Source organism: Stenotrophomonas sp. 01N47 (genome assembly GCF_056399165.1).
In genome coordinates this window covers 119,715-146,321 of record NZ_JBFTQU010000002.1, presented here as the reverse complement: position 1 = coordinate 146,321, position 26,607 = coordinate 119,715, and the positions used below count along the sequence as shown (strand labels likewise).

Annotated in this window: 26 protein-coding genes; 9 read left to right on the top strand and 17 right to left on the bottom strand. The window is 67.4% G+C overall.

Annotation, left to right across the window (positions count from 1 at the left end; genetic code table 11):
- Nucleotides 1-42 precede the first annotated feature (42 nt).
- Together AC1DKR_RS04540 and AC1DKR_RS04535 are read right to left on the bottom strand one after the other, a co-directional pair.
- The gene (locus AC1DKR_RS04540; RefSeq protein WP_478031361.1) at nucleotides 43-519 is read right to left on the bottom strand and encodes an HvfA family oxazolone/thioamide-modified RiPP metallophore; all 477 of its coding nucleotides are present in this window, start codon (nucleotides 517-519) and stop codon (nucleotides 43-45) included.
- Between the two features lie 101 nt (nucleotides 520-620).
- Nucleotides 621-1,265 (bottom strand): HvfX family Cu-binding RiPP maturation protein, encoded by a 645-nt coding sequence (locus AC1DKR_RS04535; protein ID WP_280883975.1) that lies wholly within the window; start codon nucleotides 1,263-1,265, stop codon nucleotides 621-623.
- A gap of 343 nt (nucleotides 1,266-1,608) precedes the next feature.
- Here AC1DKR_RS04535 and AC1DKR_RS04530 point away from each other — a divergent pair, with 343 nt between their 5' ends.
- The 5 genes from AC1DKR_RS04530 to AC1DKR_RS04510 all read left to right on the top strand — a co-directional run bounded on the left by AC1DKR_RS04530 (nucleotide 1,609) and on the right by AC1DKR_RS04510 (nucleotide 6,426).
- Nucleotides 1,609-2,403 (top strand): alpha/beta fold hydrolase, encoded by a 795-nt coding sequence (locus AC1DKR_RS04530; RefSeq protein WP_312109708.1) that lies wholly within the window; start codon nucleotides 1,609-1,611, stop codon nucleotides 2,401-2,403.
- Nucleotides 2,404-2,406: 3 nt separating this feature from the next.
- Nucleotides 2,407-2,952, top strand: a complete 546-nt coding sequence (locus tag AC1DKR_RS04525) for a redoxin family protein (protein ID WP_080149439.1) — start codon at nucleotides 2,407-2,409, stop codon at nucleotides 2,950-2,952.
- Nucleotides 2,953-3,008: 56 nt separating this feature from the next.
- On the top strand, nucleotides 3,009-3,749 hold the full coding sequence (locus AC1DKR_RS04520) for a response regulator (protein WP_025873908.1): 741 nt from the start codon (nucleotides 3,009-3,011) through the stop codon (nucleotides 3,747-3,749).
- Nucleotides 3,746-5,059, top strand: a complete 1,314-nt coding sequence (locus AC1DKR_RS04515; RefSeq protein ID WP_080149437.1) for a sensor histidine kinase — start codon at nucleotides 3,746-3,748, stop codon at nucleotides 5,057-5,059. Before AC1DKR_RS04520 ends, AC1DKR_RS04515 begins: the two co-directional genes overlap by 4 nt.
- A 92-nt stretch (nucleotides 5,060-5,151) precedes the next feature.
- Complete coding sequence (locus AC1DKR_RS04510; RefSeq protein WP_033832073.1) at nucleotides 5,152-6,426, top strand: MFS transporter; 1,275 nt, start codon at nucleotides 5,152-5,154, stop codon at nucleotides 6,424-6,426.
- A 4-nt stretch (nucleotides 6,427-6,430) separates the two neighbouring features.
- Here the strand turns inward: AC1DKR_RS04510 and AC1DKR_RS04505 are convergent, their stop codons facing one another.
- Nucleotides 6,431-7,378 carry a nucleoside hydrolase gene (locus AC1DKR_RS04505; RefSeq protein ID WP_032975923.1) on the bottom strand — a complete coding sequence of 316 codons (948 nt, stop codon included), beginning with the start codon at nucleotides 7,376-7,378 and terminating at the stop codon, nucleotides 6,431-6,433.
- Between the two features lie 257 nt (nucleotides 7,379-7,635).
- Here AC1DKR_RS04505 and AC1DKR_RS04500 point away from each other — a divergent pair, with 257 nt between their 5' ends.
- Together AC1DKR_RS04500 and AC1DKR_RS04495 are read left to right on the top strand one after the other, a co-directional pair.
- Nucleotides 7,636-7,995 (top strand): hypothetical protein, encoded by a 360-nt coding sequence (locus AC1DKR_RS04500; RefSeq protein WP_144435715.1) that lies wholly within the window; start codon nucleotides 7,636-7,638, stop codon nucleotides 7,993-7,995.
- Nucleotides 7,996-8,020: 25 nt separating this feature from the next.
- A complete protein-coding gene (locus AC1DKR_RS04495) occupies nucleotides 8,021-8,359 on the top strand; it encodes a hypothetical protein (RefSeq protein ID WP_180831451.1) in 339 nt (112 codons plus the stop codon).
- Nucleotides 8,360-8,495: 136 nt separating this feature from the next.
- On the opposite strand, the gene AC1DKR_RS04490 is transcribed toward AC1DKR_RS04495, so the two are convergent.
- The 14 genes from AC1DKR_RS04490 to AC1DKR_RS04425 all read right to left on the bottom strand — a co-directional run bounded on the left by AC1DKR_RS04490 (nucleotide 8,496) and on the right by AC1DKR_RS04425 (nucleotide 23,613).
- On the bottom strand, nucleotides 8,496-9,215 hold the full coding sequence (locus tag AC1DKR_RS04490; RefSeq protein ID WP_478031349.1) for a GntR family transcriptional regulator: 720 nt from the start codon (nucleotides 9,213-9,215) through the stop codon (nucleotides 8,496-8,498).
- A 104-nt stretch (nucleotides 9,216-9,319) separates the two neighbouring features.
- Nucleotides 9,320-10,687, bottom strand: a complete 1,368-nt coding sequence (locus AC1DKR_RS04485) for an SLC13 family permease (RefSeq protein WP_140227566.1) — start codon at nucleotides 10,685-10,687, stop codon at nucleotides 9,320-9,322.
- A 101-nt stretch (nucleotides 10,688-10,788) separates the two neighbouring features.
- A complete protein-coding gene (mdcH, locus tag AC1DKR_RS04480; protein WP_478031345.1) occupies nucleotides 10,789-11,709 on the bottom strand; it encodes a malonate decarboxylase subunit epsilon in 921 nt (306 codons plus the stop codon).
- On the bottom strand, nucleotides 11,706-12,563 hold the full coding sequence (gene mdcB, locus AC1DKR_RS04475) for a triphosphoribosyl-dephospho-CoA synthase MdcB (protein WP_080149433.1): 858 nt from the start codon (nucleotides 12,561-12,563) through the stop codon (nucleotides 11,706-11,708). The genes mdcH and mdcB overlap by 4 nt, the downstream gene beginning before the upstream one ends.
- Nucleotides 12,560-13,210 (bottom strand): malonate decarboxylase holo-[acyl-carrier-protein] synthase, encoded by a 651-nt coding sequence (mdcG, locus tag AC1DKR_RS04470; RefSeq protein WP_478031343.1) that lies wholly within the window; start codon nucleotides 13,208-13,210, stop codon nucleotides 12,560-12,562. Before mdcG ends, mdcB begins: the two co-directional genes overlap by 4 nt.
- A complete protein-coding gene (mdcE, locus tag AC1DKR_RS04465) occupies nucleotides 13,203-13,907 on the bottom strand; it encodes a biotin-independent malonate decarboxylase subunit gamma (protein WP_140227622.1) in 705 nt (234 codons plus the stop codon). Before mdcE ends, mdcG begins: the two co-directional genes overlap by 8 nt.
- Before the next feature lie 2 nt (nucleotides 13,908-13,909).
- Complete coding sequence (locus tag AC1DKR_RS04460) at nucleotides 13,910-14,818, bottom strand: biotin-independent malonate decarboxylase subunit beta (protein WP_478031341.1); 909 nt, start codon at nucleotides 14,816-14,818, stop codon at nucleotides 13,910-13,912.
- Nucleotides 14,815-15,135: a malonate decarboxylase acyl carrier protein gene (gene mdcC, locus AC1DKR_RS04455; protein WP_032975933.1), complete on the bottom strand. Its 321-nt coding sequence runs from the start codon at nucleotides 15,133-15,135 to the stop codon at nucleotides 14,815-14,817. Before mdcC ends, AC1DKR_RS04460 begins: the two co-directional genes overlap by 4 nt.
- 10 nt (nucleotides 15,136-15,145) lie before the next feature.
- On the bottom strand, nucleotides 15,146-16,789 hold the full coding sequence (gene mdcA / locus AC1DKR_RS04450; protein WP_478031339.1) for a malonate decarboxylase subunit alpha: 1,644 nt from the start codon (nucleotides 16,787-16,789) through the stop codon (nucleotides 15,146-15,148).
- A 261-nt stretch (nucleotides 16,790-17,050) separates the two neighbouring features.
- Nucleotides 17,051-19,243: a TonB-dependent siderophore receptor gene (locus AC1DKR_RS04445; protein WP_363730431.1), complete on the bottom strand. Its 2,193-nt coding sequence runs from the start codon at nucleotides 19,241-19,243 to the stop codon at nucleotides 17,051-17,053.
- A gap of 357 nt (nucleotides 19,244-19,600) precedes the next feature.
- The gene (mqo, locus tag AC1DKR_RS04440) at nucleotides 19,601-21,298 is read right to left on the bottom strand and encodes a malate dehydrogenase (quinone) (protein ID WP_099783216.1); all 1,698 of its coding nucleotides are present in this window, start codon (nucleotides 21,296-21,298) and stop codon (nucleotides 19,601-19,603) included.
- 194 nt (nucleotides 21,299-21,492) lie between these two features.
- Nucleotides 21,493-21,939, bottom strand: coding sequence for an N-acetyltransferase family protein (locus AC1DKR_RS04435; RefSeq protein WP_478031336.1), 447 nt, complete (start codon nucleotides 21,937-21,939; stop codon nucleotides 21,493-21,495).
- Between the two features lie 81 nt (nucleotides 21,940-22,020).
- Complete coding sequence (locus AC1DKR_RS04430) at nucleotides 22,021-22,605, bottom strand: hypothetical protein (RefSeq protein WP_312107867.1); 585 nt, start codon at nucleotides 22,603-22,605, stop codon at nucleotides 22,021-22,023.
- A gap of 102 nt (nucleotides 22,606-22,707) precedes the next feature.
- Complete coding sequence (locus AC1DKR_RS04425; RefSeq protein ID WP_025873890.1) at nucleotides 22,708-23,613, bottom strand: LysR family transcriptional regulator ArgP; 906 nt, start codon at nucleotides 23,611-23,613, stop codon at nucleotides 22,708-22,710.
- Between the two features lie 140 nt (nucleotides 23,614-23,753).
- Between AC1DKR_RS04425 and AC1DKR_RS04420 the strand changes: the two genes are divergently transcribed.
- Both AC1DKR_RS04420 and AC1DKR_RS04415 read left to right on the top strand, forming a co-directional pair.
- Nucleotides 23,754-24,389, top strand: coding sequence for a LysE/ArgO family amino acid transporter (locus AC1DKR_RS04420; RefSeq protein WP_025873889.1), 636 nt, complete (start codon nucleotides 23,754-23,756; stop codon nucleotides 24,387-24,389).
- A gap of 166 nt (nucleotides 24,390-24,555) precedes the next feature.
- Nucleotides 24,556-26,526, top strand: coding sequence for an alpha/beta hydrolase family protein (locus AC1DKR_RS04415; RefSeq protein WP_478031333.1), 1,971 nt, complete (start codon nucleotides 24,556-24,558; stop codon nucleotides 26,524-26,526).
- The last annotated feature ends 81 nt before the right edge of the window (nucleotides 26,527-26,607 follow it).

The following is a 26,607-nucleotide window of genomic DNA, read 5'->3' as shown; positions in this document are numbered from 1 at the left end:
GGGATGAGGTGCCGCCACGAGGGCGGCACCGGGTGCGGGCAATCAGTCGGCAACGCGCGAGAACAGGCCCTTCGGCATCGGCTTGCCATTGGCGGTATAGACGCTGCGCAGGTAGTCATGCGCTTCCTGCTCGCTGATGCAACCGTCGTGGTCGGTGTCGATGCGGTCGAATTCGGCGGCACGTTTGGCGGCCACGGCATTGAACTCGGCACGCGACACCTTTCCGTCGTGGTCACGGTCGGTCCGGGCAAACGAGGCGTCGCCGCACTTGCCTTCGCCGCACTGGCCCTCGGCTACCTTGGCCTTGCCGGCGGGCTTGCTGGTGGTGGCCTTGTTGGCGCCGCACTTGCCTTCACCGCACTTGCCTTCGGCGGCGGCGCTCATGGCCACGGCACTGATCGCCAGCGGCTGGATCGCGGCAGCCTGGCCGGCCAGCAGCAGGCCGCCGGCCAGGGCAATGCCGATGGCGCCGATGCGCGGCAGACGGGAAGCAGTGGTGTTATTGGTCGAGACGGACATGGTGATGACTCCTTGGGATGTGCACGCAGGGCGTGCGGATGGACGCCGCTGGAAGGCGACGGAACGCGATTCGAGGAAGGGTGGGAAAGGGCGGAAGCGGATCAGGCGCTGCGGCGACGGCGCAGCACATGGGCCAGCAACAACGCGGCGCCGAGCAGGGCACCGCCGAAGCCGACGCCGGGCAGTAGTGCGGCGACCGGCAGCAGCAGCGCGATCAGGCTGCTGCCCCAGCCGAGGCCGTCATCGTCTGCGGCGGCGTGTTGGGGGCCGGCAAGCAGACGGTCCAGGCTGAGTGATCCAGCACCGTTGAGGATCAGCGGAAGCAGCATGGCCAGGAACAGCAGCGGAAGCTTGAAGTTGCCGTAGCCCTGGTCGGTGATCGCATAGCCCCGCCAGAGTTCATCCAGGCCGTTCCACTGGTCGGGCCAGTGCACGGCGGCGATGGCCACGATGGTGAGCACCCAGAAGATGTACGCCACCGAGCGCGTGGCCAGGCCCAGCAGCAGCATCACCGCGCCCACCAGTTCCAGCCAGGTGGCCAGCTGCCAGTTGAGCGAGGCGGGCAGGGTGGAGAAGGGGAACGGGAACCGGCCTTCCAGATCGGCGAACCAGTTCTGGCCGCCCAGCTTCTCGCGGCCGGATTCAAAGAATTCCCAGGCGAGCAGGGCGCGCAGGGCCAGCGGCGAAAGCCAGCGGCCGACGGCATCCAGGCGTGGGGTGTAGAGGGAGGAGGCGGTGCTGATCATGGGTGTGTCCTGCGGGCCGGTGGTCGATGGAGGCCATTTCGGGCCACGCAGGTATCGGCAACGTGTGCCGATGCCCGGGGTTTTGTCAGCGACTGTGGCTGCGGCAGGGGTTTCGTACAGTTGGATACAAAGACGCCGCATCGGGGGCGCATCGGCGCGTTGTGCGCCCGCGTGCGGGGAACGATATCCACCCGATGGCGCCGGGGCATGCCCAGCGGCCGAATGTATCCCACTGTAGGAACCCGCCGCCGCCCTACAGTCCGGTACAACTCGGCATCACAGCGAAACAGCAGCGATACACCGGCACGCGGAAATGGCCACTCCCAACACCGGAGTGCCACCCATGATCCGCACCACCCTGCTTGCCGCTGCCCTGGCCCTGGCCGGCGCCGCCACCCCCGCCTTCGCCGTGCAGGCCGATGCCGGCGCGCCGCCCACCATCATCCTGGTGCATGGCGCCTTCGCCGATGGCTCCAGCTGGAACAAGGTCATCACCACCCTGCATGCCTGGAAGCTGCCGGCGGTGGCGGTACAGAATCCGCTCACCTCGCTGGCCGATGACGTTGCCGCTACCCGTCGCGCGATCGCTGCCGCGCCCGGCAAGGTGGTGCTGGTCGGCCACAGCTGGGGCGGCACGGTCATCACCGAAGCGGGCGACGATCCCAAGGTGCAGGCGCTGGTCTACGTGGCCGCGTTCGCACCGGATGTCGGCCAGTCCTCCGCGCAGCAGGGCGAAGGCTTCCCGGTCGGCCCCGGGCTGACCCGCCTGCAGGAGAAAGACGGTTACCTGAGCCTGCCGGCCGATGCCATCGCCCAGGATTTCGCACCAGACGTGATGAAGAAGGCCGCCGCCCTGCTGTACAGCACGCAGGTGCCGTTGAGGGCCAGTGCGCTGGGTGAGGCCGTGACCACGGCGGCATGGCGCAGCAAGCCGAGCTGGTACGTGGTCAGCCGCGATGACCGCATGCTCTCGCCGCAGCTGCAGGTCGCCACCGCGCAGCGCATTGGCGCGCAGCTGCAGTCGATCGGCAGCAGCCATGTCTCGCTGCTCTCGCACCCCGCGCAGGTGGCCGACAGCATCCTGGAAGCTGCCGGAGTGAAGCCGGCCGAGCTGCCGCTGGCCGAGCAGGGGGGCTGAGCGATGGCTTCGCTTCGTGCCTATACCGTGCCGCTGCTGCTGTCCCTGCTCGGCGCCGCTGCGCTGCTGCTTGCGTGGCCAAGCCCCGAAGCCGGTGCACAGACTGCCGAGGCCGCACCCGCTGCGGGATTCAGCGGCGGTGGGCCATGGCACAACAGCCCGCCGCTGACCCTGCAGCAGCTGCGCGGGCAGGTGGTGCTGGTCGAATTCTGGACCTACACCTGCAGCAACTGCCTCAACGTGGCGCCGTACGTTCACCAGTGGCATCGCCGATACGCGGAACAGGGCCTGCACGTGATCGGCGTGCACACCCCCGAATTCGCGTATGAAGGGCTGCCGGGAAACGTGCGCCGTGCGATCCACCGGCTGGATATCACCTGGCCGGTGGTGCAGGACAACCAGTACCGGATCTGGAACGCGTGGGGTAACCGTTTCTGGCCCGCGCTGTACCTGATCGACCGGCAGGGGCGGGTGGTCTACCGGCACTACGGTGAAGGCGACTATGCGCGTACCGAAAGCGAGATCCAGCGCCTGCTGGCCAGCCCCTGAGCCGCGCTACCATGGCCGCGTCGCGCGGCTTCGCCCCTGCCTCGATCGAGAATACGATGAACCACGTACCGCACATCCTTGTCGTCGACGATGACAGCGACATCCGCCAGATGCTGGCCGACTACCTGCAGCGCAACGGCCTGCGCGTCAGCCAGGCCGATGGTGGCCGCGCGATGCGCGCGCTGATGGACACCCATGCGGTGGACCTGGTGGTGCTGGATGTGATGATGCCCGGCGAGGATGGCTTGAGCCTGTGCCGCAACCTGCGGGCCGGCAAGCACCGCGCCGTGCCGGTGGTGCTGCTGACCGCCCGCGATGATGAGACCGACCGCATCATCGGCCTGGAAATGGGCGCCGATGATTACGTGACCAAACCGTTCTCCTCGCGCGAACTGCTGGCACGCATCAACGCGGTGATCCGCCGCACGCAGATGCTGCCGCCGAACCTGCAGGTGAGCGAAGCCGGCCGCCAGCTGGCCTTCGGCGAATGGCGCCTGGATACCACCGCCCGCCACCTGCTGGACGCGCAGGACACCGCCTATCCGCTCAGCGGCGCCGAGTTCCGGCTGCTGCGCGTGTTCCTTGACCACGCCAACCGTGTGCTCAGCCGCGACCAGCTGCTCAGCCTCACCCAGGGCCGCGATGCGGAGCTGTTCGACCGCTCGATCGACCTGCTGGTCAGCCGCGTGCGCCAGCGCCTGGGCGACGATGCGCGTGAGCCGACCTACATCAAGACCGTGCGCAGCGAAGGCTATGTGTTCAGCGTGCCGGTGCAGTTGCTGGGGCCGGAGGAATGAACGCCGCGGCGCGCCGCCTGCCGTGGCCGCGCACGCTGTCGGCGCGGCTGCTGCTGTTGCTGCTGGGTGGGCTTACTCTGGCCCATGCGCTGTCGTTCGGCCTGCTGTTCTACGAGCGCTACCAGTCCACCCGCAGCATGATGCTGCGCAACCTCGACGAGGACGTGGCCGTAAGCGTGGCCTTGCTGGAGCGCTTGCCCGCCAGCGAGCGCGAAGCGTGGGTGCCGCGCCTGGAACGGCGAACCTACCGCTATCTGCTGCGCCCGGCCGCGGCCGGCCCTGCGCCGGAGACTGATCGTGCGCGGCAGGTCACCAGCATCATCGATGACAGTCTGCGGCATCGATATCCGCTGCAGGCGCGGCAGGTCTCGCGTATGCCCGAGCGCTTTGAAGTGGAGCTGCGCCTGCACGACGGCACGCCGCTGACCATCGAGGTCACACCGTCCGGCCTGCCACTGGCACGCTGGTTACCGCTGGTGCTGATGGCGCAGCTGGCGCTGCTGCTGCTGTGCGCATGGTTGGCGGTGCGGCTGGCGATGCGGCCGTTGGCACAGCTGTCGCACGCGATGGAGCACCTGCAGCCCGGCCAGGACGGGCCGGCGCTGCCTGAAGACGGTCCCGCGGAGGTAGGCACCGCAGCAACGGCACTCAACGCACTGCAGGCCCGCATCCGGGGTCATGTCAGTGAACGCCTGCAGATCCTTGCGGCGATCTCGCACGATCTGCAGACGCCGATCACGCGGATGAAGCTGCGGGTGGAAACGCTGCCTGAAGACGCCACCCAGCAACGGCTGCTGGCCGACCTGGACCATCTGGGACAGCTGGTACGCGAAGGCGTGGCGTACGCGCGCAGCAGCCATGTGGCCAGTGGTGAGCCGGTGGCAATGGATCTGGCGGCATTCCTGTCCAGCGTGGTCGGCGATTACCAGGACGTGGGCAAGCCAGTCAGTGGTGGCGCCCCGAGCGGCCTGATCGTGCAGACGTGGCCGCAACCACTGCGGCGGGTGGTCGGCAATCTGGTCGACAACGCTTTGCGCTATGCCGGGAGCGCGGAGATTGATGCCGGTCGCGACGAGGCGGGCAGGGTGTGGATTCGGATTTCCGATCGTGGCCCCGGTATTCCCGAAGACCAGCTGCAGGCGGTATTGGCGCCCTTCCATCGGCTGGAAAGCTCACGCAACCGGGATACCGGCGGTACCGGGCTCGGTCTGGCCATCGCCGTGCAGCTGGCGCAATCGCTCGGTGGTTCTCTACGGCTGCACAATCGCGAGGGCGGCGGTTTGCAGGCGCTGTTGCAGTTGCCGGCCTGAAGTCTGGCGGGGCAGGCCATCCACGCATGGCGTGGATCTACTGCATCGTCACCGCCTTCATGACACGCTGCGGCCATGAAGGAAAGCACGCAATGACCGCAGGACGGCAGCGCTCGATGTGGGTGGCCGGCCTGTCCACGGTGGTGGAGTGGTACGACTTCACCCTGTACCTGTACTTCGCCACGGTGCTGTCGCGGGTGTTCTTCGGCGGTGGCGAAGAGGCGATGCTGGTCACCCTGGCCGGGTTCGCGGTGTCCTACCTGATGCGTCCGCTCGGTGCGCTGTGCTTCGGCCACCTGGGTGACCGGCTCGGCCGGCGCTGGATGCTGCTGGCCTCGATGGCGTTGATGGCCGCGGCCATGCTGGCCACCGCGTTGCTGCCGACCGCGGCAACTGCCGGTGCGACTGCTGGCGTGCTGTTGCTGATCCTGCGCTGCGTGATGGCCTTCTCCGTGGGCGGCGAATACACAGGCGTGGTCGCCTATCTTCTGGAAAGCGCGCCGGCGCGACGACGTGGCTTGGTCACCTCGCTGGCCTCGGCGGCCAGCGAAGTGGGCGCGTTGCTGGCGGTGGCGATCTCCGCGCTCACCGTGGCCCTGCTGCCTGCGCCGCAGCTGGACAGCTGGGGCTGGCGGATCCCGTTCTTCTTCGGCGCGGCGCTGGCACTGGTGATCCTGATCGCGCGTTCGGGCATGCACGAATCGCCGGAGTTCGAACGGCAGCGGCGCGAAGGCAGCATTCCGGCTACGCCGCTGCGGCACGTGCTGCGCAACCATCCTGGTGCGGTGGCGCGCACGTTCGCGATTTCCGCACTGGGTTCGATCACCTACTACGTGGGCATTACGTATGTGCCGGCGTTCCTGCACGCGCAGGGACACGATGAAGGTGATGCGCTGTGGCTGTCGACGATTGCGGCGGTGGCGGTGATCGCGATCACCCCGCTGTGCGGGGCGCTGTCCGATCGCTTCGGGCGGCGTCCGCTGCTGCTGGGGCTGACGGTGCTGGCGGCGCTGCTGCCGCTGTCGATGTTCGGCTGGATGGCCTCTGCTGCGCCGTTGGGCATCGTGCTGGCAGCGGTGAGCCTGGCCTGTGTGGCCGGCGGTATCAGTGCGGTGGCGGCACCGGCCACGGCCGAGCAGTTCCCCGGCGAGGGCCGGGTCAGTGGACTGGCGCTGGGGGTGACCATGGCCACCGCAGTGTTCGGCGGGGCGACGCCGTGGTTGGCGCAATGGTGGGTGGAACGCAGCGGTTGGGCGGCGGCGCCGGGGGCGATGATCGCGCTGGTGGCGGTGCTGGTGCTGCCGGTGCTGTGGACGCTGCCGGAGACCGTGCCGAAGACCCGCCCCGTGTCCCGGGGCGGGCAGTGAGCGCTTAGACCTTCAGGGTCTGCTCGATGTCGGCCAGCACCGCGGCCGCATCCACGCCGATGGCGATGGACTGCAGGACATGGCCGTCCCACACGCTGGGGCCGAAGCCCATGCCTTCCGGCTTGGGAATGGTCATGCCACGGGCGACGCCGTCGGTGGCCACACGCACGCTGGCGCGCTCGAACTGGAACAGCTCCGGGCGGGTCAGGGCGATGCAGGCGCAGCAGTCATGCACGACCATGCCCTTGTGGCCGGCCTGCAGATAGAAGTCGACGTAGTCCTGCGACAGGGCGCGCACAAGTTCGGCATCGGCGCCGCCGATCGCGGCCAGCTTGTCCAGGCCGTCGCGGTTCATCTCGACGCGGGTGGTCACGTCCAGACCGATCGCGGTGACCGGCCAGTGGGCGGTGAACACGATGTCGGCCGCTTCCGCGTCGCCCCAGATGTTGGCCTCGGCCGCCGGGGTGATGTTGCCGTTGACGTGGAACGCACCGCCCATCAGTACCACGCCACGCACCAGGCCGGCGATGTCCGGGGCCTGCTGCAGGGCCAGCGCCAGGTTGGTCATGCGGCCGACCGCCACCAGGGTCACTTCGCCCGGATGGGCGCGCACCAGGTCGATGATCAGCTGGTGCGCGGGACGGCTGTCGGCGGTTGCGTCCAGCGCTTCCGGCACCGGGTGGTTGCCCAGGCCGTTGTGGCCATGGATGTGCACCGGCCAGGCTTCCGGGGTGGCTTCGGGCTGCAGCGGGCCGTCGGCGCCGCGCGCGACCGGCGCGGACAGGCCCCAGGCCTGCTTCAGGTACAGCGCGTTGTGGGTGGTCGACTCCACCGAGGCATTGCCGAAGGTGGTGGTGACGCCGATCAGGTCGATCTGCGGGTGCTTGTGCAGGTACAGCAGAGCCAGCGCGTCGTCGACGCCCGGGTCGGTATCGAAAATGACTTTCAGCATGTTGTTGTTCTTCTTCTTCCGTCTGGTGCAGGGGGGCCGGCGGCCCTGAGGGCAGGCCGGCGCGCCCCACATTGTCCCATCTTCATGACAGGCAGGGCGAACCGGCAGCGGTGGTATCGTCTGCGGGCCCAGGGACGGAGAAAGAGCCGATGACGTTACGACCGCTGTTGCTTGTCGGGGGGCTGGCGTTGGGGTATCTGGCTGGAGCATCGCCGGCATCGGCAACGTCCGTGGCGCCCAGACCATTGCAGGCGCTGGTGGCAGAGGCCGAGGAAATCGTTGTAGCCAAGGTGCTGGCGGTGGAGATGGTCGACGGTGCTGGCCGGCCAGTGACCGACGTCAAGGCGCTCACCGGGCCGGGTCTGGACAACCAGATCCATCTGGTGCTTCAGGTCAATGAGGTCCTGCGACCGGAGAAGGGTGGGCTGCCCGGGACTCTGCGGGTGCCCTTGTGGACCATGTGGCACGATTCCCTGGGGGCGGCCCGCGATCGCGAAACGGGGCGGGAATGGATCTTCCTGCTCAAGCGTGATGGTCACCAACCCGTATACCCGGTTGATTTCCAGTGGCCGCTGCAGGAACGCGGCCGGATCCAGGCGCTGATGGCGTCACCCTGAAGATCCCAATGCAAGGAGCTGCGCCATGCTGGCTGTGACCCTCGTCCTGATTGCCCTGGTGCTGGGGCTGAACCTGGTGGCCAGCTTCGTGGTGCTGGGCCGCGATGACCTTCCCGTCAGCAGCCGCGCCGGGCAGCTGCTGGTGGTGTGGCTGCTGCCGCTGGTCGGCGCGATCCTGTGCATGGCGATGGCTACCGCCGATGACTCACCCGCGCGGGGCGATGGCGCTGGCGGTGGCGCCTATGATTCTTCTGGTGGTTCCTCCGGCGACAGCCACAGCAGCCACAGCTACAGCAGCTCGGACTGCGGCAGCGGCGACAGCGGTGGGGGTGGTGACGGAGGCGGCTGCGGCGGCGGCGATTGAGGAGAGATTCCAGGTTGCCGGCCAGAGGCCGGCACTACCCGGACGTGACCTATCGAGGTTGCCGGCCAGCGGCCGGCACTACCGTGACCGGGCCTCGCCGGGGTAGTGCCGGCCGCTGGCCGGCAATCCCATGAGCTCAGCTTCCGCCTTCGGTCGGCAACGGCGCAGGCACGTTCAACAATCCGCCGCTGGCCACATACGCAGCCAAGGCCTGGCCCTGGCTGAGCAGGTGGCGTTCCATCGTGCGTTCGGCGGCTGCAGCATCGCGCTGGCGGAAGCAGTCCATCAGTTCGCGGTGTTCGGCCAGCGACTGCGCGGTGCGGCCCGGCGCCAGCAGCTGGCGGCCGCGATGCATCTTCAGGATGCGGTGCAGGTCGTGGGTGATGCGGATCAGCCACGGGTTGCCGGCGTAATGCTGCACCGTCTCATGGATGAGGTAGTTGTTGCGGTAGTACTCGGCGATGTTGCCCTCGGCGGCGGCCGCTTCCATCGCCGCGTGCAGGTCTTCCAGCTGCTGCACGCCTGCGTCGTCGATGTGCTTGACCGCTTCATGCGCACATCGGCCTTCCAGCATCGCCATCACCGGGAACAGCTGGTTGAGGTCTTCCAGGGTCAGCCGGGTTACCCGTGCGCCGCGGCCGGCATCGATCTGCACCAGGCCTTCGGCAGCGAGCAGCTTCAACGCTTCGCGCAGGGGCGTACGGCTGATGGCTAGTTCCTCGCACAGCGCCGGCTCGTCGATCCACTCGCCCGGCGGCAGGCGGTAGTCGTAGATCCGCTCGCGCACGTGTTCGGCCACCTCCTCATACAGAGGGGCGCGCTTCTTCGGATGACGCGGAGCGGGAGCGATGGTCATGCGGAAAGTGTAACGCCAGGTAGTGCCGGCCGCTGGCCGGCAACCCGTGATCGTTCGACGGATCCACGAGGTTGCCGGCCAGCGACCGGTACTACCGCAGGCATTTACATCCAGCCCGGCACCACGAACACCAGCCACGCCAGCAGCGGGCCCAATGCCACCACCAGGCCGCTGTAGACCAGGAAGCGGCGGAACAGCGTTTCGCGTTCTTCCTTCGCGGCCGAGGCCACCACCAGTGCGCCGTTGGTCGAGAACGGACTGACATCGACGATGGTGGAGGACACCGCCAGCGCGCAGATCACGCCTGCGGCACTGAGATGGCCCTGCATCAGGAATGGCACGGCCAGCGGAATGGTGGCACCCAGCACCGCCGCCGACGAGGCGAATGCGGAGACGATGCCGCCCACGTAGCAGACCAGCAGCGCGCCCAGCAGCGGGATGCCGATGCTGGAGACGCCGTGGCCGATGAAGTCCACGGCACCGGCATGTTCCAGCACGCCGATGTAGGTGACCACGCCGCAGATCAGCAGCACGGTGGACCAGCTGATGCCGTCCACCGCACCCTTCTGGCTCTGCGGCGACAGCAGGGCCAGCACCACTGCAACGGTGATCGAAACCAGGCCGACGTTGAGGTTGTAGATCAGCGCGGCCACACCCAGGCCGAGCAGGCCGATCAGGGTGAACAAGCGCTCGCGGGTCAGGCCCACCGCATCCAGTGCCACCGGATCGTTGGACAGGGTGCCACCACCGGCTGCGACCAGCGCACCGTGGCCTTCGATGGCGAACTGCCGCGACGAAGCCTGCGGGCCACCGGCCATCGCCAGCTCCGCGTTGCCCACCGTGCCCGCAGCAGTGATCGAACCGCGACGCAGCAGCGCGATGCCTCCGAAGGCGAAGAAGCAGATCGTGGCCATCATGAAGTTGAAGCCGAGGCTGGTCAGGAACACCGCCATTTCGGTGACTTCCAGGCCTGCCTTCTGCACCACGCCATTGGTGATGCTGCCGTACACGCTGATTGGCGAGAAGCCACCCGCCTGCGCGCCATGGATCACCAGCAGGCCCATCATCAACGGATTGATGTTGTACTGCTTGGCAAAGCGCAGCGCGACCGGGCCGATGATCGCAACCGCGGCCGGGCCCAGCGCGCCGAAGGCGGTCAGCACGGCGGTGATCACGAACATCACCCACGGGATGGCCACGATATGGCCGCGTACCGCTTTCACCGCCCAGTGCACGAGCAGGTCGATGGTGCCGTTCTTCTGCGCGATCGCGAACAGGTAGGTGATGCCGACCAGGGTCAGGAACAGGTCGCCCGGGAAGCCGGCGAGAACCTCCTTGCCCCCCATGTCGACCCAGAGCCCGCCGACGATGAAGGCCAGTGCGAAGGCGACGGCGCCCATGTTGATCGGCATCGCGGTGGCGACGATGAACATGATCACCAGACCGATGATCGTTGCAATTTGTGGAGTCATGCGCCCTCCCAGACACCTGATTCGCGTGTTGCACGGATGGAAGCCCGCCATCCCGGGGTATGGCCTGTTACGTACTGCGCGTTGCGTACTGCTCAAACCCGTTACTGCAGCCGCTGCAGCGCGCTGCGGACCCACGCCGCCGCGCCGTCCAGGCTCTGGAATTCCTCGATCGCGCGTACCTCGCAGCACGGATAGGCCGGCGCGATCATGCGTGCCAGTGCGTTGCCCGGGCCCAGCTGCAGGAACACGCGCGCGCCGCGCTCGAAGGCCTGGCGCATCACCTGTGCCCATTCGATGGTCTGTGCCAGCTGCGCGGACAGCGTGTGCACCACCGCTGCGGTGTCGCGCACCGGCCGTGCGTCGATGCCGGCCAGCAACGGCAGGCGCGGCGCGTGCAACGTGGTGGCCTGCAGTGCGGCGGCAAACGGTGCGACCGCCGCCGACAGCAGTGGCGTATGCGCCGGCACATGTACCGGCAGCACGCGCACCTCGGCACCCTGTGCGTGCGCGGCAGCGGCCAGCGCACGCAGTGCCGGCAGCGTGCCGCCAACGATGAAATGATCTGTGCCGTTGGCAATCGCCACGTGCGTGCCGTGGATTTCGCACAATGTCTGCACCGTCTGTCGATCCAGCCCCAGCATCGCCTGCATTCCGGCATCGACCGGACTGACGGCGTCCATGAATCGTGCACGCTGCGCCGACAGGGACAGGCAGGTGGTCACGTCGAAACTATCGGCGATGGCATGTGCCGCCAGTTCGCCGATGCTGTACCCGGCCACCACGATCGGGTCCGGCACGGCGCCGCGCAGGGCATGCCAGTGCGCGATGCTGGCGGCGCACAGCAGCGGCTGCGCCTGTGCGTTGTCGAAGCGGTCGTCGGCGGCCGCGGCCGCGAACACATCGCGCCCCAGCGCGTCGCTCGCCGCATCCAGTACCGCGCGTGCGGCGGCCATGTCGCGCACATGGTCGAACATCGCCGGATGCTGCGCACCCTGTCCGGGGCAGAGCAGGGCCAGGCTCATGCGCCCTCCTGCTGCAGCAGGAACCAGGCGCAGGCCAGCAGATCGGCACTGCCACCCGGGCTGAGCCGACGCCTCACGAACGCATCGCCGATGGACTGCAGGCGCACGCGCCAGTCCGGCGCGAAGGCGCCACCGGCGGAAAGGAATGTGGCCGCTTGTTGTTGCGCCCAGCGCAGGCCCTCGGTACCGCCGCGATGCAGCAGGTTCAGATCGTCCACCTGTGCCACCAGCTGCATCAGCGTCTGGCACAACGCGGCGTCGCGCGGCAGGCCGCTGTCCAGCGCATGGCGCAGGGCAGGCAGGGCCAGCTCGCGCAGCACCGGGTAGCCGGCGGCAGCCTGTTCGCGTACGCCGCAGACCCCATGACGCGCACGTGCGCGCTGTCCCGGGCTGTGCGGGTCCAGCGGCGCAGCGATGAGTGCGTCATTCCACTGCTGAACCGCCAGGCACACCTGCGCGCCCGACACGGCATGGCCATGCACGCGCCTGCGCTCAGCGGCGGCGGCCACCAGCAGGCCAAGGCTGAAGATCGCACCGCGATGGGTGTTGATGCCGGCGGTGGCGACCAGCATGGCCGCTTCAGCGGCAATACCGTGATCGCGCAGCACCGTGAAGGGGGCGCCGGCGGCACCGGCCCTGGCCACCGCCGTGAAGTAGTGGCGCAGGGCGAAAAGACTGCGCAGGAAGGTGCCGGCATCCATGTCGTCATGGCTGCCGCTGTCGAACGGTGTGACCAGGCCCGGCTTCGGGGCGCACGCCAGCTCGGCGTGCAGGCTGGCAATGGCCAGCCGTCCCAGGCGTGCGCTGTCGACCACCGCGTCGCGTGACGGCAACGGCTTCGGGGCGGCGATCATGCGATCGCCTCGCGCGTGGCGAACAGTGCATCACGCGCTTCCAATGCGGCTCCATCAAGGCGTTTCACCAGTACCTGGCGACTGCGGCCGGCAAGTTCGCGCCAGTTCACTGCGCCACCATCGGGCAGGCACAGCTCGCCATCAAGGCGATGCGGATGGCGGGTCTGCCATGCCAGCAACTGCGCGATCAGCGCCTCGGCCTGCGCGGCATCGGTCACCTGCCACAGCAGGTCGATGTCCGAACGCTCATGTACATAGGGCAGGGCGGTCAGCCATTGCCAGGCGAAGGCGCCGAACACACGGGCCGGGGCCAGTGCGTGCAGGTCGTGGAGTGATTCCTGCCACGGCTGTGGAACACCTGCGTCGCCTGCTGCCAGCAGCTCGCTCAACGCCGGCGGAGCGCGCATGTGCGCGACGTCGCACAGCGGTACGCGCAACGACAGGCGCTGCTTGCCTTCGGCCGGTGGCAACGGAACGCCCAATCGCAGGCGCGTATCGGCATCATCCGCGGCACGACGCGCCGCCACTGCAGGGAAGCCCTGCGCGAACCAGGCGGCAAGACGCGGCTCGTGCGCGGGCAGGTCGGCCCGCCAATCGGCATCGGCCGACAGCCAGACCAGCGTGTGCCGGGCTGGCCGCTCAGGCATTGCCCTGGCTCACAGCAGTGGCTACCTGCGCAGCCAGCGTACGGCCACCCCGTTCGGCGCCCAGTGCAGCGCGATGGTCACCGTCGACGGCTGCACGCAGTGCGTCCAGCAGGTGATGCGCCAGATCGCCATTCCACAGCGATTGCACTGCGCCCATCGCCACGTAGTTCTCCACGCCCGGTGCGAACACCGGCGAGGTCAGGCTGAGCGCCTGCAGTTTTTCCAACGGTTGCTTGGTCACCCGTGCCATCGCGCGCAGATCCATCACCCGCACCTGCGCATCGGGCAGGGCATGGATGAGGTCGGCCATCAGCCCGAACGACAGGAAGCCGCCGCTGACCGATTCGCCGTAGACCAGCGTGACCAGGCGCGCGCCACGGCGGCGGGCCAGGTCCAGGGTCTGTGCGAGGTGGGCGAAGTAGCCGTTGATGCCCAGCAGTTCATCGCGGCGCGCCAGCCGCTGGCCGGCGGTATCGACCAGCATCACGATGGGACGCTGCGGATGAGCAGCGGTGCTGGCCAGCACGGTGTCGGCCAGCACCAGCGCGTGGTCCACACCGACTTCGATCCTGTCGGTGGTGCCGATCACCGTCACCTCACCGTCGTCGGTGGTCGCTGTGCCGGTCAGTACCGAATCGTTCACCGCGATCGTATGGCCACGCGGGAACAGTGCGTCCAGCAGCGAATTCAATGGCAGGCTCATGGCAGGCTCCGGTGCGCAGTGGCGGCAAGGAAGGCATCGGTTTCCAGCAGCGCCAGACGTTCCGGGTCGGCAATGCCCTGGCGTGCCCAGATCTGCAGGCCATCGTTGCAGTCGCCCCACGCCTGTACGCGCGCCTTCAACGCGGCGTGGCGTGCCTGCAGCGCGGCCAGTGCCGCGTCGGGGTCGGCACTGGCGGTGTCGGGCTGCAGCGCATCCGAGGCGGCCTCGGCGAACGCGCTGATCGCATCGGGCACCAGCACCTGCGCCTGGTCGATCAGGTAGCGGTGCTTGCCACCGGTCACCCGCCACACCAATGCGCGGTCGCGCGAATCGAATTCCTCCACGCCGCGCACGGTCTCGATCACTTCGGGGCCTGACAGCGACAGCCGTCCTTCCTCTGACATGATCACCGTACTGCAGCAGCGGGCGACGATGCCCATGCCACCGAAGGCGCCGTTGCCGCTGCCGATCAGCGCCACCACCGGTATCCCGGCGGCCCGCGCGCCGAGCGTGGCGCGCATGATTTCGGAAATGGCGATCAATCCCGCATTGGCTTCATGCAGGCGCACACCGCCGGTATCGAGCAGCAGCAGCACGCCATCGGGATGGGTGTCCGCCGCGCGGCGCAGCAGGCCGGTCAACTTGGCGCCATGCACCTCACCCACGCCGCCGCCCATAAATTCACCCTGCTGTGCGGCCACCAGCACGTGCTTGCCGTGCAGGCGTCCCTCACCGACGACGATGCCATCGTCGAAGGCGGCCGGCTGGTCCAGCTGCGCCAGATGCGGGCTGATGGCGCGCTGGGCTGGGCCGAGAAATTCGCGGAACGATCCTGCATCAAGCAGCCCGGCGATGCGCGCGCGGGCATCGGCTTCGTAATAGCTGGTGCGCTGTGCGAGCGTCATGGCTGGCCTCCGGCAAGCAGGGTCTCGACGGCCTGGTCCAGGCGCAGGCTGACCACCGCCGGTGTAGCGCCGGCATCGTTGATCGACACGCGTACATCGCGCAGGGGATGACGCTGGGCGAAGTCGGCGATCACCGCCTGCCAGACCGTGCCGAAGCCACGTGCAGCGGTGATGATGCGCACGGTCATCGCACCGTCCAGGTCGGCCGGTTCCAGCAGGATTTCCAGGTTGCCCGAGGCCAGTACGCCCACCAGCACCGCATCGGTGGGGAAGCGCACGGGCGTCGTGCCGGCGAATCGATAGTCGAGGGTTTCCATGGCGTGGCCCTTACCAGTTGCGGAAGCGCTTGGGCGGGTCGTACAGACCGCCGGACCAGCGCACCAGGTCTTTCACCGAACGCGCGGCAAGAAGATCGCGGCTGGCATCGCGCACGTTGATGCCGAGATCGTCCGGGCGGCGGATCACTCCGCGGTCGCGCAGGTTTTCCACCATGGCGCGGTCGCGTCCCCTGCCCACGGCGGTATAGCCGGCCACGCCGCGGATCGCCTGCTCGCGTTCTTCCGGGCTGCGGCACAGCAGCAGGTTGGCGATGCCTTCTTCGGTCAGTACATGACTGACATCGTCGCCATAGATCATCACCGGCGGCAGCGGCATGTTGGCGCGCTCGGCCAGCTCCCAGGCGTCGAGGCGCTCGACGAAGGCCGGCGCCATATGCTCGCGGAAGGTTTCCACCATCTGCACCACCAGCTTGCGGCCACGCGGCATTTCGCCCGGGCGCGCCGCCTGCTGGCCCGCTTTGATCCAGGCGTCGCTGGCATGGCGGCGGCCGCGTGCATCAGAACCCATGTTGGGTGCACCACCAAAGCCGGCGATGCGGTCGCGGGTGGCGGTGGAGCTGTTGCCTTGCAGGTCGATCTGCAGGGTGGAGCCGATGAACATGTCGCAGGCATACAGTCCTGCAGTCTGCGAGAACGCACGGTTGGAGCGCATCGAACCGTCGGCGCCGGTGAAGAACACATCCCCACGCGCAGCGATGTACTTCTCCATGCCCAGTTCCGAGCCGAACGAGTGCACCGATTTGACGAAACCCGATTCGATGGCGGGAATCAGCGCCGGGTGCGGATTCAGCGCCCAGTGCTGGCAGATCTTTCCCTTCAGCCCCAACGATTCGGCGTAGGTGGGCAGCAGCAGTTCGATGGCTGCGGTATCGAAACCGATGCCGTGGTTGAGCCGGTTCACCCCGTACTCGGCGTAGATGCCCTTGATCGCCATCATCGCCATCAGCACCTGGATCTCGGAGATCTGCGCCGGGTCGCGGGTGAACAGCGGTTCGATGTGATTCGGGCGCGGCGCCTGCACCACGAAGTTGACCCAGTCGGCGGGGATATCGACGCGGGGAAGGGTGTCGACGATTTCATTGACCTGGGCGATGACGATGCCGCCACCGAACGCCGTAGCTTCGACGATCACCGGCGTGTCCTCAGTGTTCGGACCGGTGTAGAGGTTGCCGTGGCGGTCGGCCGCCTGCGCCGCGACCAGGGCCACGCGCGGGGTCAGGTCGATGAAGTAGCGGCCGAACAGTTCCAGGTAGGTGTGGATGGCGCCGATCTGGATGCGGCCCTCGGCCACCAGGTTGGCCAGCCGCACCGACTGCGGCCCGGAGAAGGAGAAGTCCAGCTTCGAGGCAATGCCGCGCTCGAACACATCCAGGTGCGAGGGCAGCGACAGCACCGACTGCACCATGTGCAGATCATGCACCCGTGCCGGGTCCAGGTCGGCCAGCGCCTGGGCGAGGAAGTCGGCCTGCTTCTGGTTGTTGCCCTCCAGGCAGACCTTGTCGCCCGGCTCCAGCAGCGCGTGCAGCAGATCGGCGATGTCGCCGGCCGCCACCTCGTGGCCCTTGGCCCATGGCGCGGCGCGTTCCAGCCGCGCCTGGCGGCCCCGCTCCAGCGTGTCCCAACTCGGGTTCATCGACGGACTTCCGAATGGCGTTGGGATAATTACTCCATAATTACGGAGGGGTGTGCAACCCGCAGTGCAGCAAAGAAAAGGCCCGCGCGGTGGCGGGCCCATTCAGGTGGGCCACGACCGTGGGTCGTGGCGGAGCGTCAGAAGCGTGCCGACCAACGGTCGGCACCCACCCCCAACAGTGGGCACCCACCCCCAACGGTCAGCACCCACCCCCAGCAGTGGGCACCCCCCAATGGTCGGCACCCACCGTTCCCGGGGGGCTCAGAACTTCCAGCGCAGGCTGGCCGCCACGAAGCGCGGTTCGCCGTAGTTGTTGTAGTCCAGGTTGGCCCAGTAGGTCTTGTCCAGCGCGTTGCGCACGCTCAGCGTCGCCGTCCAGTTGTCGCTGATGCGGTAGTTGGCGTTGAACTGCACCAGCGCATACGCCGGCTGGTTCACCGTCACCGTGCCGCCGAGCGGGTAGGGGATGTTGTAGCCCTGCACCTTGCTCTGCCACTGCACGCCACCGCCGATGCTCAGGCGTTCCAGCGCGCCGCGCAGCTGCAGCTGGGTGTTGAGCTGCAGCAGGTCTTCGGCCGGGTTGGCGTACAGCAGATCGGTGGCCGCACGGGTCACCTTGACGTGGGTATAGCCGGCATTGACCGTCCAGCCCGGCAGGATCTCGCCGTTGACGTCCACCTCCCAGCCGCGCGCCTTGGTGCCGTTGACCCCGATGTAGGCCGAGCTGCCGTCGCTGAGTGAGCCTTCCGGCACGCTCATGTCACGCACCGCGTAGTTGTCCTGCTTGGCTTCGAACACCGCCGCGTTGGCGGTCAGGCGACCGTCGAACCACTGCGTCTTCAGGCCCGCTTCCAGGTTGGAGCCCTGCACCGGCGCCAGCAGGTTCTCATTGCGGTCCTTGTAGTTCTGCGGGTTGAAGATCTCGGTGTAGCTGGCATAGGCCGCCACGTTCGGGGTGATGTCGTACACCAGGCCCACGTACGGGGTGATTTCATCGCTCACCTTGTACGCGCCGCTGGTGGCGGTGTAGGCGCCGGCCGCGTTGTAGGCGCGGGTCTGGGTCTGCCAGCGGCTCAGGCGTGCGCCGGCGATCAGCGCCAGCGGATCGGCCAGGCGCAGGCGGGTGGCCAGGTAGAAGCCGCTCTGCGTGGTCTTGGCCACGCGGCGTGCGCCGGTGAGGGTGTAGGTGACTTCGGAGATGTCGCCATCCCAGGTGTGCACGTTGGGAATGTAGTAGCAGCGCTCGCTGCCGCAACGAGCCCAGTCACGCGGATAGTTCAGCGCAAGGGTGTTGGTGGTGCCTTCCAGGTCGGCCCACTGCGCGCCCACGGTCACGTCGTGCTGCTGGCCCCACAGGTTGAAGGTGCCGGTCAGGTAGGCGTCGACGTTGCGGCGGGTGTCTTCCGAATCGCCGGCGGCGGTGCGCAGGTAGATGCCCGCGCCGGTCACCGGGTCGGGATTGCCGGTGCCGTACAGGCGCATGTTCTGCACGTTGCCACGCGTGTAGGCGGTGTTGATCTTCAGCAGCCAGTTGTCACCGAAGCGCTGCTCCAGGTTGGCGAACACCGTGCTGGTCTCGCGCTGCCAGTAGCTCCACTTCGGTGCCAGGTTGGTCGAGCGCGGCAGATGGGCGAAGTTGCCCTGGCTGTCGAAGAACGGCACGGTGCCCCAGGTCGAGCCCACCGGGTTGTTGTCCTGGGTCTGGTAGCCGACGGTCACCGTGGTGCTGTCGGTCACATCGCCTTCCAGCACGGCCATGCCGGCCATCTTGTTCTCTTTGTAGCGGTCGTAATAGAAATCGCGATCGGTGTAGGCGGCGACCACGCGGCTGCGGAAGCGGCCGTCGGTGGTCAGCGGCGCGGTCACGTCAGCTTCCATGCGGCGGTAGTCCCAGCTGCCGGCGCTGACCGAGAACGAAGCGTCGAACTCCTTGCCCGGGCGCTTGCGCAGCAGGTTCACCGTGGCCGACGGCACACCCGCGCCGCTGAGCAGGCCGTTGGCGCCGCGGATCACTTCCACCCGGTCATAGAAGGCGGTGTCGTATTCCTGGTTGGTCGAGCCGCTGTAGGTGGGAATGCCATCCACCTGGAAATCGGTGATGGCAAAACCACGCGCGTAGTACAGCGGGCGCTGGGTGTCATAGAAGGACACGCTGACGCCGGTGACATTGCGCATCACGTCGTTGAGGCTGAACAACGATTCGTCCTGCAGGCGCTGCAGGCCGATCACCGTGGACGACTGCGGCGTTTCCTGCAGGGTGATCGGCAGGCGGGTGGTGCTCGATGGCGGCGCGGACTGCTCGGCGCGCACGCTCACCCGGTCCAGGGTCTTGGCATCGGAGGCGTCGGCAGCGACCTCGGCCAATGCCGACGGCGCAGCCAGGGTGAGGCAGGACAGCAGGGCAGCGGGCAGCAGCGCACGGCGGGGCAGGCGGCTGGGGAAAATCTGGGTCATGGCGGGCTCGAAGCGTAGAGGCGGGGAAGGGGCGGCAACAGTCGTCCAGCACCCGGGGCGGCGGCTTCGGGCACGTCAGGTCCATCTGGGAGGGGCGCGGTCACTGCGCAGGACGCAAATGTAAATAATTCTTAACAACATTACAATTCGCGTCATTGCGCAGGGACTTTCAGGCGCGCAGCAAGCGTCAGGGTGGGGCCGGATCCCACTGCCGCAGGCACTGGGCCCTGGTCCTGCGAGGGGCCTCCCGGAACGGGGCAGAGCCCTCCCGTGCGGGAGGGCTCCGCCCCGTCGCCGCGCGCAAACGCAGACGGCCACCCGAAGGTGGCCGTCCGCAGGCATCCGCCAAGCGCAGGCTTACAGCGCCTGCAGCTCTTCGTTGGCGTTGCGCTTTTCCTTGGCCGGGGCCGGCGCCGGCGCGGCCGTCGGTGCCAGTGCAGGCGTCGTACCTGCTTCCACCGGAACCTCCAGGTAGGGCAGGTGCAGGGTCTGGCTGGTCAACGTGCGGATCTCGTTGGTCAGCGCGGCACTTTCGTTGAGCTTGCGGCCGTACGAAGGAACGATCTCGCGCAGGCGGGCTTCCCAACCGGCCTTCATCTGTTCCGGGAAGGCCTTGGCCATCAGGTCCAGCATGATCGGCGGCGAGGTCGAAGCGCCCGGCGAGGCACCCAGCAGCGCAGCGAGGGTGTGGTCCTTGTCGGTCACGATCTCGGTACCGAACTGCAGCACCGCGCCCTTCAGCGGATCACGCTTGATGATCTGCACGCGCTGGCCGGCGGTGACCAGCTTCCAGTCGCCCGGCTTGGCATTGGGGAAGTACTTGACCAGTTCGGCCTGGCGATCGGCATCGTTCAGGCGCGCCTGGCCCATCAGGTACTGCACCAAGTCCAGGTTGTCCTTGCCCACTTCCAGCATCGGGCCGACGTTGTTGTGGTTGACCGAGGAATACAGGTCCCACCACGAGCCGTGCTTGAGGAACTTGGTGCTGTACAGCGCGAACGGCCCGAACAGGACCACCGGCTTGCCATCCAGCTTGCGCGCATCCAGGTGCGGCACCGACATCGGCGGCGAACCGGTCTCGGCCATGCCATAGGCCTTCACGCCATGGCGCGAGGTCACGTCCTGGCCCTGGAAGGCGAGGAACTGGCCGCCCACCGGGAAGCCGGCGTAGTCCTTCGATTCCGGGATGCCCGACATCTGCAGCAGCTTCAGCGCCGCGCCACCGGCACCGATGAACACGAAGCGGGCGTGGGTGGTCGATTCGGTGCCGGCCTTGAGGTCCTTCACCGTCACGTTCCAGCTCTTGTCCGCGTTCTGCCGCAACGCGCTGACCTCGTGGTTGAGGTGCAGGCCGAAGTTCGGGCTGTGCTGCAGGCCGGCGGTCAGCTGGCGGGTGATGACGCCGAAGTTGACGTCGGTGCCCAGCGGCATCCACGTTGCGGCAACCTTCTGCTTCGGGTCGCGGCCTTCCATCAACAGCGGTGCCCACTGCTTGATCTGCGCCGGGTCCTCGGAGTACTGCATGCCGTAGAACAGCGGGTTCTTCACCAGCGCCTGCTGGCGCTTGTGCAGGTAGGCGATGTTGTCATCGCCCCAGACGAAGCTCATGTGCGGGGTCGGGTTGATGAAGTCGCTGGGCTGGCTCAGCCGCCCTTCCTTCACCTGGTGCGACCAGAACTGGCGCGAGACTTCGAACGATTCGGCGATGCCGACCGCGCGCTTGGTCTCGATGCTGCCATCGGGCAGTTCCGGGGTGTAGTTCAGTTCGGCGAATGCCGAGTGGCCGGTGCCGGCGTTGTTCCAGCCGTCCGAGCTTTCACCGGCGACGCCGTCGAGGCGCTCGTAGACCTGGATGTTCCAGTCCGGCTGCAGTTCCTGCAGGTAGGTGGCCAGGGTGATGCTCATGATGCCGGCGCCGACCAGCACGACATCGACGGGCTTGTCGTTGTTCGCGGCAGGCACCGAGCGCTGGGTCAGCGGCCAGTACAGGAACAGTGCGGCGACCAGCAACAGCAGCACGAGCAGGGCGAGTAGGGCCTTGCCAAATTTCTTCATAGGGGCGGAATCGTTGGCGGGGGGAAGGGGTCAGGATGCGCAAGAAGCAGGGAAAGAGCGTGAAGAAACAACGCCTTGCAGCATTCCATTGGCGATTTTAACCGCTTCTGGTCCGATTTTGATGCAACGCAGCATCCGACGGCTCGCGGCACCCTCACCCGGTAGCGCCGGGCCATGCCCGGCGATGCCCTCGATCACGCCAGCTCAAGGATCTCGTCACCGGCCTCATCGATCTCGCCGGTCGCCTTCCAGCCCAGGTGCCGGTAGAAGCCATGGGAACGCGAACGCGGGTCCGCCGAGCAGGCCAGGAACAGGCGGTTGTGGCCGGCTTCGCGGGTCAGGCTGACCACCTCCTGCAGCAGTTGCCGGCCGATGCCACGGTTCTCGAATTCCGGCAGCAGGGCCAGCACCAGCACCTCGCCGCTTTCGCGGTCGGCAAAGCAGTAGCCGGCCATCTGCTGGCCCTCGCAGGCAACGCGGCCAATCGAATCGCCATCGGCGATGCCGGCGGCCCAGCTCTCTTCGTTGATGCCCAGTTCGGCCAGCTGCGCGGCGCTGAAGGCGTTCTCGCGGGTGCGCCCGCGCAGGTCGATGCAGGCGGCAGCATCATCGGGGAGGGCGTTGCGGTAGTGGATCGTCATCTGGGAAACCTGTGGTCGAACGGAACCACATGATTGTGGACGACCCGCATGGAGATTGGATGGAGAGACGGGCAGCGCTCTTCATTCACTGCCGATGGTGAAGTACTCCGCCGCGAAGTAGCCCAGTTGATAGACCAGCGTCGCTGCGGCCAGCACAAGCTGGATGCGCGCGCTGCGCAGATGCCATCCCAGCGCGGCAACGATGAGCATCAGCGCCGTGTGCAGTGGGTAGGCATCACCCAGCAGTCGCCATCGGCTTCCCCCTTTGATCGCGGTATCCACAAGGTCCAGAAGCGTCAATATCGCGATCACCCCGAAGATCCAGCGTCGCCGCTGCATCAGGTAGTGGCCGTAACTGCCGTAGTCGCGCAGGTCGTCGGGAAACAGCAGCGCGCACAGCAGGAACCAGGTCGCGCAGTAGGTGATCACGAACAGATAGGTTTCAAACGTCCAGCGGTGTACTTCAACCAGGCGGAATTCCCACCACCAGAAGGTCACCAGCGATACCAGCGTCCAGACCACCCAGCACAGGTGCAGCGCCGAACAGCCACGCCGCTGTGGGTGTTCGATGATCTGCGCCAGCCCCTTCAACAGGGTGGTGATGGACAGGCCGAGGATGATCCCCATCACCACGCGGATATGCAGGAATACCGGTTCGGTTTCCATCGGTCAGCCCCCTCGTCGGTTGCACCGATGCTTGCATGAAAAGGGGGCGGAGGGGATCAAGGCGTTTGTAGCACAAGCGACTTGATCCTCTCCGTCCCCTCTTCAGCGCCTGCGCTGCACCAGTGCCGAGGCGGCGTCCAGCACCGCCCTGGTCAGCAGCGCCATCGTCTGCACATCGCCCTTCCAGTGCTGCCAGTACAGCGGTACGTCTTCCCACGCGCGCTGCCGCACGTACACCAGGCGCCCGGCATCCAGATGGCGCTTCACCAGCGGCAGCGGGTTCATCGTCCAGCCCAGCCCGCCCAGATTGGCCTGCACGAAGGCGCGGGTGGAGGGAATCCACCACGTCGGCGCGGTGCTGGGCAGGTCGGCGCCGGCCATGCGCCGGGCAAAGCGTGACTGCATGTCGTCCTTGCGGTTGAACACCAGCACCGGTGCCTGCGCCAGCGCCTGTGCGGTCACGCCCTTGGCAAAGTGCTGCTCGCGGAACTCCGGCGTACAGGTGGCGGCGTAGCGGATGCTGCCCAGCGCGTGGATCTGGCAGCCCTGCACCGGCTCGTCCAGGGTGGTCACTGCCCCCAGCACGGTGCCCTGGCGCAGCAGTTCGACGGTGTGGTCCTGGTCCTCCACCCGCAGGTCCAGGGTGGTGCCGGTGCCCTGCGCGAACTGCTGGGCGGCCTGTGGGAACCAGGTCTCCAGGCTGTCGTGGTTCACCGCTACGGGGATGCTGGCCTGCGGCAGGTCCTCGTCGGCCAGGCCCATCCGGTGCAGCGCGTCGTGCTCCAGCAGGGCGGTCTGCTCGGCCAGCTGCACCAGCAACTGGCCCTCGGCAGTCGCGGTCGCAGGCGTGCCGCGCTTGACCAGCAGGCGGCCGATGCGGTCTTCCAGTGCCTTGACCCGCTGCGAGATGGCCGAGGGGGTGACGTTGAGCGACTGCGCGGCACGGTCGAAGCTGCCTTCGCGGATGACCGCAGCCAAGGCCCGCAGCTGGGCATGGTCGATGCGCATGGCGATTAAGCTCCGCTAATGTTGGTTTAGTAAGTTTAGCTCGTCTTTTCTATGTTGCGGCGCGACAATGGCGCCCGTTCCGGTGCTGTCCGCCTTCGCGAGGCACCGCTCCCCCCAAGCAAGACAAGGTAGTGAATCCCATGTTCTCGGTCATCTCCGCCAGCACCGGCCTTGGTGCCTGGTTCAGTGGTGCGGCTACCGGCATCGGCCTGTTTGCCGTGGTCGGCGCCCAGAGCGCCTTCATCCTGCGCCAGGGCATCCTGCGCAAGCACATCGTGCCGGTGGTCGCCACCTGCGCGGCCATCGATGCAATCTTCATCTTCGCCAGCGTGGCCGGCCTGCGCACGCTCACCACCGCGCTGCCGTGGCTGACCACCGCCGTCCTCTGGACCGGTGTGGCCTTCCTGGCGTGGTATGCGATGAAGTCGGCACGCCGTGCGATCGCCGGTGGCGGTGGCATGGGCGAAGCGGACAGCGATGACGGCAGCCGTCGTGCAGTGCTGATGGCGGCAGTCGGCTTCTCGCTGATCAACCCGCACTTCTGGCTGGACATGATGGTGATCGGCTCCATCGCCGAGAACTTCGGTAATGCGCGCATGGCCTTCGCGGCCGGCGTGGTCACCGCCAGCTGCCTGTGGCTGACCGCGCAGGGCCTGGGCGCGCGCCTGCTGGCACCGCTGTTCACCAAGCCCAGCACCTGGCGCGTGCTGGACGGCACCATCGCGGTGATCCTCAGCATCCTGGCCCTCACTCTGGCAGTGCGCGGGGTCCATTGACCCGGCGCACGCCCCCCGAACCCACGTCCTTACTCTCTCTCCAAGGTAGTGGCAACGACGGCACCGGCAACGGTGCCGTCGTTTTTTCTGCCCACTGGCGGCGCGGCCGCTGGCCTGCCTAGAATCGGCCAGCCGGGACAAGGCGTCCAGGCGCAAGGGGGGAAGGATGCGCAGGTATGGGTTGGCCGCCATCATCGTGGCAGGGATGTCGTGGGGAACCGCCGCTGCTGTTGATCTGGACGCTTACGTGCGGCCGGACAAGTTCGAGGACGTCGTGCTTTCCCCGGGTGGCAACTATCTGGCCGCAACCGTTCCCGGCGACGGCTTCACCGCTGTGGTCATCCTGCGCACCGACGACGACACGCCTGTGGGCAGTCTGCGGCCGCCGCGCAATTCCCACGTCATCGACATGCACTGGGTCAACGACGAACAGGTGATGTTCGGCCTTGCCCAGAAGTTCGGCACCCGCGACGCACCCTGGGCCACTGGCGAATTGATGACACTCGACGCCCGCAGCGGGCGTCCTGAGTTGCTGGTCGGCTATCGCCAGCTCGGCCTTCGTCTGCGGCCCAGATACCTGGACGCCGTTGCGGCATTCCTCAGCGATGACCTGCCTGACGACGATGACCACGTGGTGATCGCGGTCGGCGGTTCGCGCCTGGATGCCAACGGCTACGCCGCGCGGCTCGAGTTGGCCACCGGCAAGCAGCACCTGTTGGTGCGTCCGCCACTGCCGGGTGCCACCTACACCGTCGATGGCCAGGGGCAGGTCCGGTTCGCGCGGGGCGTCGGTGCAGACAGTGGCAGCCGGCTCTACCACCGCTTCGGTGGCGGCGACTGGATGCTGGTCAACGATGAGAAGCGCAGTGGCCGCGTCGACGTGCCACTGGGTTTTTCCGCCGACGGCCAGGTGGCCTACCTGCAGAGCGAGCAGGCCACGGGGCCCGATGCCATCGTCAGCTGGAACCCGGTCACGCAGGAGCGCAGGGTTGTCCTGCGCGACGATGTGGTCGATCCGGCACGGGTGATCCGCCGTCCAGGTAGCAGGGTGCCGGTCGGCGCACTGTTCCTGGGCGACACCCCGCGCACCCGCTTCTTCGATGAAGCATCGGCCGAAGCGCGGCAGTACCGCAGCCTGGAGGCGGCGTTCCCCGGGCGGGCGGTGTTCATCACCTCCAGTACCCGTGATGGACGAAAGCTGCTTCTGGAAACCTGGTCCGGTGCCAACCCGGGCGAGTTCTACCTTTATGACGTCGACCGCAGACAGGCGCACTTCGTGCTTGCCCGCAGCGAATGGATCGACCCGACTGCGACCGCATCGGTGCGGTCCATCAGAGTGAAGGCACGCGACGGACTGGACCTGCATGGGTTTCTGACCGTGCCGCACGGTAGTACCGGCCGCGACCTGCCGATGGTGGTGCTGCCCCATGGTGGCCCCATCGGCGAGTACGACGACGGCCGTTTCGCGCATGAGACGCAGTTGCTCGCAGCGGCCGGGTATGCCGTGCTGCAGGTGAATTTCCGCGGGTCCGGCAACTTCGGCCGTGCCCACATGCGTGCGGCAGTGCGGCAATGGGGCCGCGCCATGCAGGATGACGTGACCGATGCAACGCGCTGGGCCATCGCCGAGGGCATCGCCGACAGCAGACGCATCTGCATCTACGGTGCCAGCTACGGTGCCTACGCAGCAATGATGGGGCCCGTACGCGAGCCGGGGTTGTACCAGTGCGCGGCAGGCTACGTGGGCGTCTACGACCTGCCGTTGATGTACACCCGTGGCGATGTGGGCAACAGCCGTTCCGGCGTGGCCTATCTGCAGCAGTGGCTGGGCGATCCGGCCTCGCTGGGTGAGGTGTCGCCGGTTGCGTTGGCAGATCGCATCAAGGTGCCGGTATTCCTGGCCGCTGGTGGTGAGGATGCGCGTGCGCCCATCCAGCACAGCAAGCGGCTGCAGGCCGCGCTGGAACGGGCCGGTTCACCGGTGGAAACCCTGTATTTCCGCACCGAAGGCCATGGCTTCTACACCCAGGCGCATCGCAGCGAGTACTACGGACGCCTGCTCGCGTTCCTGTCGCGCAGCCTGGGGGGAGCCACCGCACAAACGCAGGCCAGCGGTGATGCGCAGAAGGCGCCCTGAGTCTGGCGATGGCGCGCTCGTCACTGGCGCCGCCATCGTCGGCCTGCCTAGAATCGGCAAATCTGGACAGGGTGTCCGGCA